This window comes from Bacillus sp. AL-1R, assembly GCF_052180195.1.
GTDB lineage: Bacteria > Bacillota > Bacilli > Bacillales > Bacillaceae_G > Gottfriedia.
This window is the reverse complement of the sequence record NZ_CP197469.1, coordinates 2699788-2714268: the sequence shown is the minus strand read 5'-3', so window position 1 is coordinate 2714268 and position 14481 is coordinate 2699788. Positions and strand designations below refer to the sequence as shown.

21 protein-coding genes are annotated in these 14481 nt (G+C 32.2%); 17 read left to right on the top strand and 4 right to left on the bottom strand.

Annotated elements, in window-relative coordinates:
- Nucleotides 1-55 precede the first annotated feature (55 nt).
- From spoIIAA to ACSBO6_RS12790, 10 genes are all read left to right on the top strand, one after another.
- Nucleotides 56-406 carry an anti-sigma F factor antagonist gene (spoIIAA, locus tag ACSBO6_RS12835; protein WP_069031806.1) on the top strand — a complete coding sequence of 117 codons (351 nt, stop codon included), beginning with the start codon at nucleotides 56-58 and terminating at the stop codon, nucleotides 404-406.
- Nucleotides 406-846: an anti-sigma F factor gene (gene spoIIAB / locus ACSBO6_RS12830; RefSeq protein WP_098845273.1), complete on the top strand. Its 441-nt coding sequence runs from the start codon at nucleotides 406-408 to the stop codon at nucleotides 844-846. Before spoIIAA ends, spoIIAB begins: the two co-directional genes overlap by 1 nt.
- A 12-nt stretch (nucleotides 847-858) precedes the next feature.
- Nucleotides 859-1614, top strand: coding sequence for an RNA polymerase sporulation sigma factor SigF (gene sigF / locus ACSBO6_RS12825; RefSeq protein WP_056466881.1), 756 nt, complete (start codon nucleotides 859-861; stop codon nucleotides 1612-1614).
- A gap of 242 nt (nucleotides 1615-1856) precedes the next feature.
- Nucleotides 1857-2480: a stage V sporulation protein AA gene (locus ACSBO6_RS12820; protein ID WP_098845272.1), complete on the top strand. Its 624-nt coding sequence runs from the start codon at nucleotides 1857-1859 to the stop codon at nucleotides 2478-2480.
- The gene (locus ACSBO6_RS12815; protein WP_180232860.1) at nucleotides 2473-2889 is read left to right on the top strand and encodes a stage V sporulation protein AB; all 417 of its coding nucleotides are present in this window, start codon (nucleotides 2473-2475) and stop codon (nucleotides 2887-2889) included. The genes ACSBO6_RS12820 and ACSBO6_RS12815 overlap by 8 nt, the downstream gene beginning before the upstream one ends.
- A 12-nt stretch (nucleotides 2890-2901) precedes the next feature.
- A complete protein-coding gene (spoVAC, locus tag ACSBO6_RS12810) occupies nucleotides 2902-3354 on the top strand; it encodes a stage V sporulation protein AC (protein WP_098845270.1) in 453 nt (150 codons plus the stop codon).
- A gap of 13 nt (nucleotides 3355-3367) precedes the next feature.
- On the top strand, nucleotides 3368-4375 hold the full coding sequence (gene spoVAD / locus ACSBO6_RS12805) for a stage V sporulation protein AD (protein ID WP_098845269.1): 1008 nt from the start codon (nucleotides 3368-3370) through the stop codon (nucleotides 4373-4375).
- A gap of 12 nt (nucleotides 4376-4387) precedes the next feature.
- On the top strand, nucleotides 4388-4738 hold the full coding sequence (gene spoVAE / locus ACSBO6_RS12800) for a stage V sporulation protein AE (RefSeq protein WP_098845268.1): 351 nt from the start codon (nucleotides 4388-4390) through the stop codon (nucleotides 4736-4738).
- Between the two features lie 3 nt (nucleotides 4739-4741).
- Nucleotides 4742-5305 carry a stage V sporulation protein SpoVABEA gene (spoVAEA, locus tag ACSBO6_RS12795; RefSeq protein WP_098845267.1) on the top strand — a complete coding sequence of 188 codons (564 nt, stop codon included), beginning with the start codon at nucleotides 4742-4744 and terminating at the stop codon, nucleotides 5303-5305.
- Nucleotides 5302-6762 (top strand): spore germination protein, encoded by a 1461-nt coding sequence (locus ACSBO6_RS12790; RefSeq protein WP_098845266.1) that lies wholly within the window; start codon nucleotides 5302-5304, stop codon nucleotides 6760-6762. The genes spoVAEA and ACSBO6_RS12790 overlap by 4 nt, the downstream gene beginning before the upstream one ends.
- A 112-nt stretch (nucleotides 6763-6874) precedes the next feature.
- On the opposite strand, the gene ACSBO6_RS12785 is transcribed toward ACSBO6_RS12790, so the two are convergent.
- Nucleotides 6875-7708 (bottom strand): DUF1002 domain-containing protein, encoded by an 834-nt coding sequence (locus ACSBO6_RS12785; protein ID WP_498844674.1) that lies wholly within the window; start codon nucleotides 7706-7708, stop codon nucleotides 6875-6877.
- 223 nt (nucleotides 7709-7931) lie between these two features.
- Between ACSBO6_RS12785 and ACSBO6_RS12780 the strand changes: the two genes are divergently transcribed.
- Nucleotides 7932-8369 (top strand): peptidylprolyl isomerase, encoded by a 438-nt coding sequence (locus tag ACSBO6_RS12780; RefSeq protein ID WP_088072187.1) that lies wholly within the window; start codon nucleotides 7932-7934, stop codon nucleotides 8367-8369.
- Nucleotides 8370-8612: 243 nt separating this feature from the next.
- Here the strand turns inward: ACSBO6_RS12780 and ACSBO6_RS12775 are convergent, their stop codons facing one another.
- A complete protein-coding gene (locus ACSBO6_RS12775; RefSeq protein ID WP_098845265.1) occupies nucleotides 8613-9242 on the bottom strand; it encodes a cupin domain-containing protein in 630 nt (209 codons plus the stop codon).
- A gap of 330 nt (nucleotides 9243-9572) precedes the next feature.
- Here ACSBO6_RS12775 and ACSBO6_RS12770 point away from each other — a divergent pair, with 330 nt between their 5' ends.
- Nucleotides 9573-9932, top strand: a complete 360-nt coding sequence (locus tag ACSBO6_RS12770; RefSeq protein ID WP_098845264.1) for a GNAT family N-acetyltransferase — start codon at nucleotides 9573-9575, stop codon at nucleotides 9930-9932.
- 41 nt (nucleotides 9933-9973) lie between these two features.
- Here the strand turns inward: ACSBO6_RS12770 and ACSBO6_RS12765 are convergent, their stop codons facing one another.
- Complete coding sequence (locus tag ACSBO6_RS12765) at nucleotides 9974-10477, bottom strand: DUF309 domain-containing protein (protein ID WP_498843463.1); 504 nt, start codon at nucleotides 10475-10477, stop codon at nucleotides 9974-9976.
- A 111-nt stretch (nucleotides 10478-10588) separates the two neighbouring features.
- Entirely contained in the window at nucleotides 10589-10705 is a 117-nt protein-coding gene (locus ACSBO6_RS12760) for a YjcZ family sporulation protein (RefSeq protein WP_098845262.1), read from the bottom strand.
- A gap of 208 nt (nucleotides 10706-10913) precedes the next feature.
- Here ACSBO6_RS12760 and ACSBO6_RS12755 point away from each other — a divergent pair, with 208 nt between their 5' ends.
- From ACSBO6_RS12755 to ACSBO6_RS12735, 5 genes are all read left to right on the top strand, one after another.
- A complete protein-coding gene (locus ACSBO6_RS12755; RefSeq protein WP_098845261.1) occupies nucleotides 10914-11684 on the top strand; it encodes a segregation/condensation protein A in 771 nt (256 codons plus the stop codon).
- Entirely contained in the window at nucleotides 11684-12265 is a 582-nt protein-coding gene (gene scpB / locus ACSBO6_RS12750; protein WP_098845260.1) for an SMC-Scp complex subunit ScpB, read from the top strand. Before ACSBO6_RS12755 ends, scpB begins: the two co-directional genes overlap by 1 nt.
- Before the next feature lie 72 nt (nucleotides 12266-12337).
- Nucleotides 12338-12733 carry a hypothetical protein gene (locus ACSBO6_RS12745; protein ID WP_098845259.1) on the top strand — a complete coding sequence of 132 codons (396 nt, stop codon included), beginning with the start codon at nucleotides 12338-12340 and terminating at the stop codon, nucleotides 12731-12733.
- Between the two features lie 18 nt (nucleotides 12734-12751).
- The gene (locus ACSBO6_RS12740; RefSeq protein ID WP_098845258.1) at nucleotides 12752-13246 is read left to right on the top strand and encodes a DUF3907 family protein; all 495 of its coding nucleotides are present in this window, start codon (nucleotides 12752-12754) and stop codon (nucleotides 13244-13246) included.
- A gap of 162 nt (nucleotides 13247-13408) precedes the next feature.
- Nucleotides 13409-14395: an aromatic acid exporter family protein gene (locus tag ACSBO6_RS12735; protein WP_098845257.1), complete on the top strand. Its 987-nt coding sequence runs from the start codon at nucleotides 13409-13411 to the stop codon at nucleotides 14393-14395.
- Nucleotides 14396-14481: the final 86 nt, after the last annotated feature.

Here is a 14481-nt window from a genome sequence, read left to right as displayed (position 1 = left end):
TCGGTTTAGTTTTAACGAAACTCTAAAATAACCGTCAAATAGGGAGGTTATTGTAGTGAGTCTTAATATTGAACTTGAAGTGAAAAATGCAATCCTTTGTGTAAGACTTGCAGGCGAACTAGATCATCACACAGCTGAGGATTTACGTTTGCAAGTAAATGAGGTATTAGAGTCACAGACTATCAAACATATTTTATTAAATCTTGAGCATTTAACTTTTATGGATAGTTCTGGTTTAGGTGTCATTTTAGGTAGATACAAAGTTATTCGAAATAAAGGTGGAGAAATGGTTGTATGTTCAATTTCTCCATCAATTAAACGGTTATTTGATATGTCTGGCTTATTTAAGATTGTTCATTTAGCCGATGATGAGTCAAATGGACTTAATGTATTGGGGGTGGCATAATGCGAAATGAAATGAACCTTCAATTTTCCGCATTAAGTCAAAATGAATCATTTGCTCGTGTAACTGTAGCTGCGTTTATTACCCAGCTAGATCCTACTTTAGATGAATTAACTGAGATTAAAACTGTCGTATCTGAGGCGGTTACAAATGCGATTATTCATGGTTATGAAAATAATCCTGAAGGGATCGTATTCATTTCAGTTCTTCTTGAAGATCAAACAGTAACTTTAACAATCAGAGATGAAGGTATTGGTATTGCTGATTTAGATGAAGCAATGCAACCTTTATATACTTCAAAACCAGATTTAGAAAGATCCGGCATGGGATTTACGATTATGGAGAATTTCATGGATCAATGTGAAGTTGTGTCCACTGTCAATGTTGGTACAACGATTACGGTTAAAAAGTACTTATCAAATAGCAATGTTTTAAGTAATTAAGGAGAATCGCCTATGGACGTAGAAGTCAAGCAAGATCAACCCCGTGCGCAGTTAAAGGATCATGAATTAAAAGAGTTAATTAAGCGTAGTCAGGCTGGAGATCAATTGGCTAGAGACAGCATCGTCGGGCACAACATGAGACTTGTATGGTCAGTTGTTCAGCGCTTTATTAACCGTGGATATGAACCAGACGATTTATTTCAGATTGGTTGTATCGGATTGTTGAAATCGGTAGATAAATTTGATCTATCTTATGATGTACGATTTTCTACATATGCTGTTCCGATGATTATCGGAGAAATCCAACGATTTATTCGAGACGATGGAACAGTTAAAGTAAGTCGTTCATTAAAGGAAACAAATAATAAGATCCGAAAAGCAAAAGAAGAGTTAAGTAAAACGCTTGGAAGAATGCCTACAATTAATGAGATTGCTACTCATATGGAAATTACACCAGAGGATGTTGTACTTGCACAAGAAGCTAGTAGAGCTCCTTCGTCAATTCATGAAACAGTGTATGAAAATGATGGTGATCCAATTACATTGTTAGATCAAATTGCTGATAATCATGAAACAAATTGGTTTGAAAAATTTGCATTAAAAGAAGCGATTAAACAACTAGATGACAGAGAGCGATTAATTGTCTATTTAAGATATTATAAAGATCAAACTCAATCAGAAGTTGCTGAGCGATTAGGAATTTCTCAAGTGCAGGTTTCAAGACTAGAGAAGAAGATTCTCCAACAAATGAAAGACAAAATCAAATAAAATCTTGAGCTAAAAAAGCTGAAGAATCGTAGGAAATACAATACGATTTTTCAGCTTTTTTATTTTGTATTTACTGTTAACTAAAAGCTCCAAATAAAGATGAAATCTATTTTGGCAATTTGTTTTTTCTTGATTTTACTTACCGAAAAAATCAGATAAAACTTCCTGGACTTATATTTTTGGGAAGTTTTCACATACTAGTTGTAATTGAATTTATAAAGCTTTGAAACTGAGGGGAAAGTATGAAAAAGGTGTTATATATTAAATTACTTAATCGAATCGTTGTACAAGTAGGTAAACGTGTACATCTAGGAGAGATTGCACGATTACAAGGGATAAATGTTGATTTAACCCAAATTAAAAATATCATTGTACATGAATCTAAAAAGGAGGATGGTACACATACAGTTATTGATATTCTAGATCTTTTACCTTTAATTCAAGAAATAGAACCTGACATTACATTTGAACTAATCGGAGTGACGATGTGCATAATAGAACTTAAAAATGAAGTTTCAAAGGATCACTTTTTTCTGTTTTGTTTCGTTTGGATCTTGTTATTTACAGGTTCTTCATTAGCTATTATTTATTTCCATGAAGATGTTAGCATGCAGCAGGTTCAACAACGAATTTACTATATGATTACAGGAGAACTTAATTATAAACCTTTATTATTTCAAGTACCATACTCGTTTGGACTAGGAATTGGGATGATTTTATTTTTTAATCAATGGTTTAAAACAAGATTAAATGAAGAACCGAGTCCTCTTGAAGTAGAAATGTTTCAGTATCAACGTTCAATTGATGAATACATGTTAGTAAATGAAAATAAAAAGCCAAACAAAAGTGTAAATACCGATGATTAAACAATTGTTAATCGTATTTGTAGGTTTTTCAGGAGGTATTGCTGTCGGTACTGGATTTGTAGCATTTTTATCGGTAATTGGAATTATTCCGAGACTAACGCAGTTAACGAAAACGATTCATAAAATACGCGCTTATGAATTTTCAGTTATTTTAGGAGCAATTTTTGGTTGCTGGATCAGTTTGCGAAATACCGTATTCAATTTACCGCATCTATTTTCAGTTTTTATTGGTTTGTTAGCAGGTATTTTTATTGGAATGTTGGCTGCAGCGTTAACCGAAGTTTTAAACGTATTTCCAATCTTAGCAAAACGAATTGGCATTCAAAAGAAAATTGTGTACTTATTAATGGCAATCGCATTAGGAAAAGTTTTTGGTTCGTTATTTCATTGGATATATTTTATAGAGTAAAGGATGGATAAAATGAGTGGGAAATTAAAAGCTAATTATAAAGAGAATATAAAAGCATATCAACCGAAAAAACCAGTACTAACAAATTGTATTAAAGCATTTTTAGTTGGGGGATTTATTTGTTTTTTAGGAGAGTGTATTACGAAAATCTATATAAACTATTTTAATTTTACTGAAAAAAATGTAGGTGACCCAACTGTTGCTACACTTGTTTTAATTTCTAGCTTACTTACAGGTTTAGGGATTTATGACAAAATTGGACAATTTGCAGGTGCAGGTTCAGCTGTTCCTGTAACAGGTTTTGCCAACTCTATGACAAGTGCCGCAATGGAACATAGAAGTGAAGGTCTAGTTCTAGGGGTTGCGACAAATATGTTTAAACTTGCTGGTTGTGTAATTGTTTATGGAGTTGTTTCGGCATATATCGTTGGAATGATCCGATACGCTTTGAGAGTATTTTTTTAGGAGGTGACTACATATGGCTTTAGTTGGTAAACAAACTTGGGAGTTTCAAAATGGTGTTTATGTCCAAGCATCAGGCACCGCTGTCGGACCAAAAGAAAACCTGGGACTGTTAGCCGGTAAATTTGATTATGCTTATGAAGATCTTCATTGTAATGAGGATAATTGGGAATTAGCGGAAAGAGCATTAATGAGAAATGCAATTTCAGTAACACTAAAAAAAGCAAAAAAAACTGTAGAAGATGTCGATGTTTTTTTAGCAGGTGATTTATTAAATCAGAATGTTACTGCAAACTTTATGGCAAGGGAATTACAACTACCTTTTTTATGTATGTTTGGAGCATGCTCCACTTCAATGGAAACGGCTGCACTTGGTGCACAGTTAATCGATAGTGGATACGCAAAAATGACATTAGCAGCAACAAGTAGTCATAATGCTACTGCAGAAAGGCAATATCGATATCCAACAGAATATGGTGGACAAAAACCAGATTCAGCAACCTTTACAGTAACTGGAGCAGGTAGTATTCTTCTTTCAAATAAAAAAAGTAAAATTAAGGTAAAATGCGCCACAATCGGTACAGTGCAGGATTTAGGTTTGACAGATCCATTTGATATGGGTTCTGCGATGGCACCAGCCGCAGCCTATACAATCGTACAACACTTTAAAGACACAAATACAACACCTAATGATTATGATTTTATCGTAACTGGAGATCTATCAGCTGTAGGCGCACCAATTTGCGAGCAACTTGTTAGAGAAGAAGGATATGATATGGCAGGAAAATACAATGATTGTGGATTGTTAATCTATGATCGAGAAAATCAAGAAGTATTTGCTGGTGGAAGTGGATGTGCTTGTTCAGCGGTTGTAACATATGGCCATTTATTTCAAGAGTTAAATAAAGGTACTTATAAACGAATTTTAGTAGCGGCTACCGGCGCTCTTTTAAGCCCGACAATGATTCAACAGAAAGAATCAATTCCAACTATTTCTCATGCTGTCGTTTTCGAAAGCTGTTAGGAGGTGTTTTTGATGGATTTTATAACTGCTTTTATAGTAGGTGGTCTAATTTGTGTGGTTGGTCAGTTATTGTTTGATTTCACAAAATTAACACCAGGGCATGTGATGTGCATATTTGTAGTAATTGGGTCAATTTTAGATGGGTTTGGCATATACGATAAGCTAATAAAATTTGCAGGTGCGGGTGCAACCGTTCCAATTACTAGTTTTGGTCATTCTTTATTACATGGAGCAATGGCAGAAGCAAGTGACCATGGATTTATTGGTATAGGAATGGGGATCTTTTCTCTAACTTCATCTGGAATTTCAGCAGCTATTTTATTCTCATTTTTAGTCGCACTTCTTTTTAAGCCAAAAGGTTAACTTATGAAAAAGAAAAGGATCATTATCGTAACCGACGGAGATGTATATGCACATCGGAGTATTGAGTATTTGGCAAAACAATTTGGCGGATGCACAATATCACAATCGCAAGGTAATCCCACTAAGTTTTCTGGAAAGAAAATGGTTGAAATCATAATGCAAGCACAAAAAGAACCAATATTTGTATTATTTGATGACAGTGGCTATATGGGAGAAGGTCCTGGAGAAAAAGCATTAAAATACGTAGCTAGTGATAAACATATCGAAGTTATTGCTGCACTAGCAGTAGCATCAAATACACATCATCAAGAATGGACAAAAGTGGATGTTAGCATTGATAACGAAGGGAATTTAACTGAATACGGTGTTGATAAGTTTGGAGTACCAGATATTGAAATCGGAAGAATAAATGGAGACACCGTCTATAACTTAGATCAACTAAATATTCCTTTGATTTTAGGAATCGGAGATATTGGAAAGATGGGTGGAAGAGATGATATATCGATCGGTTCACCCATTACAAGAAAAGCAATTGAATATATCCTCGAGAGGAGTGAACTCCAATGACTACGAAAAAAGAGCCGACAAAACTTACAAATAAACTAGTTACAAATGCTCATACAATAAGTGATCGAATTGGTTATGGAGTAAGTTTTGACATTGGAAAACGTGTAATATTTGTAAATAAAGTGGAAGTGAATCTTTATTATGTTAACGGGTTAACGGATACTAGTTTTATTCAAAGATTTTTAGACGACTTAATTGGTTTAGAAAAAGTCGAGAAAAATAAATCAATGTTTAAAAATATTGAGGATACGATTGTTCATCAATCGGTAGAAACTGTGTTAACGTTTGAAGATGTTATCAAAAAAGTATTATCAGGTTTAATTGTAGTATTAGTTGATGGAGAAGATAAAGGACTGGCAGTCGATGTTAGAAGTTATCCGGGGCGTGGCCCAACAGAACCAGATACTGAGCGAGTAGTACGTGGATCTCGGGATGGTTTTACCGAAAACATTATTAATAATACTGGCCTAATTAGAAGACGTATTCGCGATGAAAATTTAAGAAATGAAATTCTTCAAGTAGGTGAAAGTTCAAAGACAGATGTTTGTTTATCTTATATAGAAGGTTTAGCGCATGCGGAACTTGTTAAAGAAGTTCGAGATCGAATTACAGGTATTCACGTTGATGGTCTGACAATGACAGATAAGAAATTAGAGGAATTTATTTTAAAACAAGGATATAATCCGTTTCCTTTAGTTAGATATTCGGAAAGACCTGACGTTGTAGCAAACCATATTCTTGAAGGTCATGTATGTATTATTGTGGATACATCACCGAGCGTAATCATTACGCCTGCAACGTATTACCATCATATGCAACATGCAGAAGAATTCAGACAAACTCCTTCTGTCGGAACATTCCTTCGCTGGTGTCGTTATATAGGGATTTTTATGTCAGTCTTTTTATTGCCATTCTGGTTACTATTATGTAATTATCCAGAGGTATTACCTAAATCATTAAGTTATATTGGTCCAAAAGAAACAAGTAATATTCCAATTTATTTACAACTAATTATTGCAGATATGGGGATTGAATTCCTGCGAATGGCAAGTATACATACACCTAATGCAGTTTCCACTTCGATGGGGATTATTGCAGCAGTATTGATTGGTCAAGTAGCAATTGACGTAGGGCTTTTCCAACCGGAAGTAGTGTTATATACAGCTGTGTCTATGATTGGATCATATGCTACGCCTAGTTATGAGCTAGCACTTGCCAATAAATTAGCCAAATTTTTTATCTTAATTTTAACAGCAATATTAGGTATTAAAGGCTTTATGATTGGTTCAACATTATTTATCCTGTTTTTAGCAAGCTTGAATACTTTAAATACACCTTATTTGTGGCCATTTATCCCATTTGATGGCAGAGCATTCTGGCACTTAGTTATCCGTACAAAAGCTAGTGAAAGTCAAAAACAAAAAGGTGGAAAAACAATCGGAGATGCTACCGTTTAATCTGGTGGATCTCATCATGCAATAAAGTGGGGCAATAATAAATGAAAACTCCCATAAAAAAAACAAAACCCGGTTACTTTTTTTAGTAACCGGGTTTTGGGTTGTTTCACTATTATTTGAAGAATGAAAGAATCGCATCAAATAATGCGGAGAAGAAATCTTTTAGTTTTTGAATAAAAGATTGACCCTCTTTTGAATTTAAGTATTCTGAAATCTTATTTTTAGCTTTTGTTAATTGGTTTCCTACTTGATCCCAATTAATATTTAAATCTTTCATTTTTTCAAATAAAGACATCAAACTAGCTTTTTGATCAGCAGTTAAAGTAATACCAAGATCCTTTGCTAACCGATCAATTAAAGATTTTAATTCATCAGTGGACATGTTTGGATTTTTAGCTAACTCTTCTTTCACTTTAGTGACAAGTTGTACAGCTTTTTCATTACCTACTGAATCACCTAGTTTGGCAGTTTTAACCATTTCTTCATTTGCTACTTTTTTCACATCATCAGGTATCACTTCACCTGAGCTAAGCTCATAAGCCTTCATAATACCAGTTAAAGCAGCAGTACCAGAGACTTCAAATGGTGCAGTAATGACTATATTTGCATCTTTTAATCCAGCAGTAATTAAAGCATTTGTATACATTGAGTTAGTAACCCATGAAATATTATTTGATTGAACGACGATGCCTGTATTTTTTTCACCAATTGTAATCATAGCTGATGAAAGAGCTCGAGTACCGATTTGAGCACTAGGCACAGTACCATCTAAATATTTATGCTCCTCTTGATTCGAAACAGTCACAATTCTAGCATCAGATGGTGCACCCATTTCAGCTAATAATGCTTTCTTTTGCGTTTCAGATAAATTTTGTCCAAGAGTAACAATCGTATCACCAGGAACAGAGTCAGCAAATACCGAAAAAGGCATAGCGATTAATCCCATTGAGATGGTGAACGCTAATAACTTACGTTTTAACAAAGAGACACTCCCTTTACAATAAATCAAATTTTACATCTTACAACACTATTATAGTACTTTTAGAAAACTTGTCATTACTTTTTGTTTTTTGTATGATAATATCAGCGTTACTAGTTTATTCAGTAATGAAAAATATAGGACAATAAAGTCTTATGAAATTTGTACATACATAAGGAGGATTTTTATTATGAAAAAAGCAAGTATAACATTTGAAAATGGTGAACAAATCTTAATCGAATTATTCCCTGAGCATGCACCAGGTACAGTTGAAAACTTTGAAAAATTAATCCGTCAAGGTTTCTACAATGGTTTAACTTTCCACCGTGTAATTCCTGGATTTGTATCACAAGGCGGAGATCCAAACGGTAATGGAACAGGTGGCCCAGGATACCAAATTAAATGTGAAACGGTTGGTAATCCATTAAAGCATAAAGCTGGAGCATTATCAATGGCACATGCTGGAAAAGATACTGGTGGTAGCCAATTCTTTATCGTTCACGAGCCACAACCACATTTAGATGGCGTACATACAGTTTTTGGTCAAGTAATCGAAGGAATGGATACAGTTTTAAGAATGCGTAATGGCGATGTTATGCAAGAAGTTAAGGTTTGGGACGAAGAATAGTCAAATCAATAGTAAGTCATTAAAATGACTTTACATGAAGAAAACCACATAGGAAAATTTTCCTTGTGGTTTTCTTACATGTTAATGGTTAATCAATCTAGAAATTATTTGATAACAGTACGGACAATTTATTGAAGGTAAAAATAAGTGGTTTTTATATTAATAGATGTTTAGTTTTTATTGTTTCACATTCTTTATTATTTTTTTCCTCTGTATCCTTTTTATCTTTCTCCACATTTACAATTAAAATCGCTGTTGATAATAATGCTGGTTGTAATAGGCATTTTGATAATAATTTCGGTTCTGATGATGTGCAAATTCATGCTGGTTTTGAACTTCTCGATTACAGTTTTTTGGTGGTCCTATAAATATAGAAGGTTGTAATTCTGTTATTGCATTTTTCCATTTGGTTTCATCAAGACAGTAAGTATGGGAGACGATATTTGCAGGTGTGAATTTCATTAAATCAGAGAATAAAATCACATCAGGGGAAGGAGCATTAAATATTGCTAATAAATGAGTGTTGTCAGCAGTTGCAATTTCATAATGCCACCATCCTTGTGGTACGTTTGCAACTTGACCAGGCGTAATTGGGAAATTTAATAGTTGCTTTGTATAAGGGTTTAAAATCGATACTACTGCACCACCAGAAATACAATAAACTAATTCGGATGAATTTTGATGATAATGTGGCTCTATAACATTATTTACACTTAAATAAATATCCAATAAAGACAAATTATCTAAAGTATTTAAATCATTCACACTTAATTGATTAATAAAATTTTGATTATCTTTCACGAATGCATGATTTTTATTGATATCATAAGTATATTGAATGCTTGGCGATGTATAATCTAAATCCAACCTCATAATGATCACCCTTTTATATTACTAATTAAAATTTACTGTATTCAAAATTAACTAAATTGGTGACAAAAGCCTAAAAGGTTGAATAGGCAGGAAGAATAAATGACTAGTACCTTAAATTACTTCAAAAAACCTTCTATTCTATCTATCCTGTTTTTGCTTCTCTCTGATTTTTGTGACTTGACAGAAAAATGTGAGAATTATATATTTGAAATATTGATATAGTTGGAACGAATTTTTATATTTATCGTACTATAGAGGGAAAATCAATCATATATTATGTATTGGTTTAAGAGCTAATTAAGGTTTTAATAATTTTTAAGAGGGGTTAACATGTTAATTAGGTATAAGAAAACATATGAGAAAATTGCAATGGGCCTGCTTTCGTTTATGCCGAATGAAAAGAATGTGAAGAGCTTAGTAAATACGATTAAAGATTATGAAACGAAAGATGATCATCATTTATTCCTTTGGAAATTAGACGATATTGTTGGGATTATTGGAATACAACTACTATCAGATAAGGTAATTATGATCAAACATTTAAGTGTAAACCCTTCATTCCGAAATCAAGGTATTGCAACTTCACTTTACGATGCTATTAGATCTCAATATACAGACTATACAATCGTAACAACGCAAGAAGTAGCTTCATTTATTGAACATTGTCATGTTAGTTTGAAAGTGTTATAGAAAAAGGTGCTCAATTTTTTTTTGAGCACCTTTTTTTCATTCTAAATTCGTTTTCGTAATTCTAATTGCTTTAATCTTTCCGAAATAACATCTGTTCGATCTCGTGTAGAATGTTTGTTAATTAAATTTTCCGTAAAAGACGAGTAATATTTTTTTTGATTTTGATATCTTTTAATCAATTCTTGGTTAATTATTGGGAGATCGAAAGGGAAAAATTCTGTTTCGTTTTGAAGGTTTTGCTGTAAATCTGATATGATTTGTTGAAATCGAAATGGATCAATTCCAGCCATTTCTACTAATTTAGCATCATTTGAAAAAGTAGTAACGTGTCGAAATAATTTTCTAGCACCTGTAAAGTTTCTTCTTCTATAATGATATAACACGACAGATAATCTTATTAATCCTAACCAAACCTTTTTATATTGATGATTTAATTCAAGTTTCCATTGTTCCTCAAGAACTTCATGACATTCAAAAAAATCTTGATCAAAATGGAAATGACATAAATATTTTATGTATCGTGAGTTTTTATTGTAATGGACCAAGTTATTCACCTCTTTATGACTAAAATTTTATCAGAAATAGAATTATTTAAAAAGAAGAAAGCCTAGAGCTACTGTCTAGACTTTCACGTTTTGTTTATTCACGGGGTTAAATTAACAGATGAAAGCACATCCAACGATGATTAATAAAATAAATAATACTACGATTAAAGCAAAGCCTCTGCCGTGGCCGAAACCGCCGAACTCTGGAGAAACAGCACCTTTACTCATGAAATAACCTCCTTACCAAAAATAATTCTTCTTGCACTGATATCTTATGAAAAATTTAAGAAAATGGTATAGGCGTAACACTAAAAATTTAAGAGCAAAGTAACTTCATCGATGAAAAAAACCTTTTCTGTTATATAGTTTTATGAAATAATACTTTATACTGTTAAAAGAGTATATTTTTATTTTAAAGTAAGTTGGTGAGTAGTTTGTGAGGCAATATGAAGTTAAAATTGATGCATTTGAAGGGCCATTAGATTTATTACTTCATTTAATTCAACGATTTGAAATTGATATTTATGATATACCTGTATCTGAAATAACAGATCAATATGTTTCATATATTCATACAATGAAAGAATTAGAATTGGATATTGCAAGTGAATATTTAGTGATGGCAGCTGAATTACTTGCTATGAAAAGTAAAAGCATTTTACCTAATCATGAAGAACAAGCAGATTGGGATGCAATACTTGAAGAAGACCCTAGAGAAGAATTAATGAATCGATTAATTATATATAAGCAATTTAAAGAAGCAGCGGTATTATTTCAGGAAAAAGAATCAGAACGTGCGATGATATTTACCCGAAATCCAGTTGATTTGTCTGAGTATGGACCTAGACCAGAAGATATTGTCATGCCGACTGATGTTACGATTTACGATATGTTTGGTGCACTTCAAAAGCTATTTAAACGTAAAAAGCTGCAAGAACCACGTCAAACTAAAATTGTTAGAGAAGAAATTTCAATCGAAAAAAGAATGGATGAGATTATTACCTACTTAAAGGGAATAAAAAAGAGAACTAATTTCATCAGTTTATTTCCATATAATGATAAAGAAAGTATAGTTGTTACTTTTTTAGCGATTTTGGAGTTAATGAAAACAAAAGAAATAGTAGTAGAACAGGAACAAAACTTTTCAGAAATTTTTCTTACATCACGGGAGGTTTTTGAAGATAAGCAAGCTGAGGTGTACTTGTAATGGAACAGGAAAAAAATTTAGTAGGAGTTCTAGAAGGACTTTTATTTGTAGCTGGCGATGAAGGAATATCAATCGTCGAGTTATCTGATACTTTAGAATTGAGTCAAGCTGATGTTCTTGAATTAATTGAGAGTTTAAAAAAAGAGTATGAAAATCCTAACAGAGGATTACAAATTAGGATTTTAGCTAACAAATATAAACTTACTTCAAAGAGGGAACATGGTGAGTTTTTCAGAAAATTAGTTGAAAGCCCATCGAACTCTTCGTTGTCACAAGCAGCATTAGAAACGTTAGCAATTGTTGCATATCAACAACCAATAACAAGAACAGAAATTGAAGATATTCGTGGAGTTAAAACTGAAAAACCAATTCAAACACTTGTCTCGAAATATTTAATTAAAGAAGTTGGACGTGCTGAAGGGACTGGACGTGCAATTTTATATGGTACTACTTCTGAGTTTTTAGATTATTTTGGTCTAAAAAACATTAAAGAATTACCTCCGTTACCACAAGATTTAAAAATGGAAGATGTTGAAGAAGAAGCAGATTTGTTTTTTAGTAAATTTGAAAAACAAGATTAGTTAAAAAATTCTGCAAATCTATTGTCATCCTATGGTAAACTAATACTATGGAAATCTTGGAGGGTGAAAGAATTGTTAATTTATAATTGTCATGGGTATGAATTAGTAAAAGCTCAACCAAATACATCGGAAGATTTTTTTAATCGTTCTGAAGTTGAATATGAATATAATGGTCAAATAATCGTAACTTCTGTCTTATATGTTCGCTTTTTTGAAGAACAACTTTCAGAAGTAAGTGAATTAAAAACAACTAGATTATTTGAAGATGGCGATCAATCAGTCGATTTCCGTGATATAGTTGCACTTGCGCTAATTATTAAAAATCCTGATTATCGTGGAAGAAAGCGAATATATATTAATGAATTAGATCAATTTGTAAAAGAGCTTCAAGGTGTAGATTTTGATAAATTGGTAGAATATGCGAGAAGTATTAAACAAAATTCAAATAAAATAGAAATATCGATCTAATTTAACGGAGGGAAACAAATGTCGAATAAGATGGTAGAGCATCAATTAAAAATAGTTGGTAATCAATTAGGGATTGTTGGTCTAGAGTGTAATTTGTTTTTAAATAAGAATTCTTTACCGTCATTTCAACATGAAAACCAAGCAGTGGATACTAACTACTTAGAAAAAATACTTTCTTCATTACGTAGAATAACAGTATATTGTGAGGATGCTAAAGAAGTTTGTGAGAAAATTTTAAGTGGACAATTCCATAAAGCTACAGCTGAAGAAACTTTACATAAAATTTATCACAGATGTATTGCAGAATTCTTCTCTCCAAAAAACGATGCATGGTATGAAAATAGTCGTGCAGCATACACTGGGAACCAAGCAATTACATTTTATAAAACTGTACCAAGTACTGTCGGAGACTTATTTTCGACATTAGAAAAAGTTTTTCAACAAATGCGAGAAGAACTTGAGTATTATGAAACAGATTATTCAACAAAACTTATGCAACAGTACAAACAATAATTAGAAAATAGTTATATGTAAATAATATTAAGTGAAAAAGACTAGAAAATTTCTAGTCTTTTTATTTTGTATAAAAATCGAAAAATGGATATATCTAGCAATTTTTATCTAAAATACGTTACAATACTATAGAAATTTCTTTGCAAGAGAAGAGGAATAAAAATGAAACAAATGTATTCAATTGGACAAAGGACAATTAAGACCGCGATCGGAAGTGGTATATCCTTATTAGTTGCAGAAGCGCTACATTTACAAAATTATAGTACTGCTGCTGTCGTTACATTATTAAGTATTCAAAATACAAAACGCAGATCATTTCTAGTTGCCATTCAAAGATTTATTGCATCCGTTATTGCAATGTTAATTGGATGGATGATGTTTGAATTTTTAAGCTATACGCCATTAACAGTTGTCATTTATTTTCTTTTAACGATCCCCTTATTAGTCACATTAAAATTACAAGAGGGCATCATTCCAAGCTCAGTTATTGTATTGCAAATTTATGTGAGTAATAATAAATCAATATCTTTCTTAGTTAATCAAGTTGAAATTTTAGCAGTTGGGATCTTAATTGCTTTAATTATGAATACATATATGCCAAGTATTGAGAAGAAGATGATTGAATCTCAAAAGAAAATCGAACAAAATTTTAAAATGTTACTACTAGGTATTGCGTTAAAAATGAAGGGGAAGGATGAAGATTCACAAAGTGAGTTAATTAATGAAACAAAAATCCTTTTACATACGGCAAAAACATTAGCTTACAGGCAAGTTGAAAATAGTTTTATAAAATCAAACTTATATTATATTAATTATTTTGAAATGAGAGAACGTCAATTTGAAATCATATCGAATCAAATCATTCCTTTATTAAAAAAGGTTGAGTTGAATTATCCGCATTCAAAAATTATCGCAGAGTTTTTTGAGGACACAGGTGTTTACTTAAAAGAAAAATCTACGGGGATTGAATTACTAGGAGAATTTAGTCATATGATGAATGATTTTAGAAAGATGCCATTACCTGAATCTAGAGATGAATTTGAGACTAGAGCTAGTTTAATGATGATTGTTTATGAACTAGAAAAAGTGATTTCATTAAAATTGGAGTTTTACTCAGAGAATCAAACTGTTTTAGAGAAGCTAAACTAACCATGTAATGGAAGAAAAAGTAGTTAATCCGTTAATCGAAGCCAAACGTGTCAATACAGGTAATAGCTATAAATTTAATATCATAC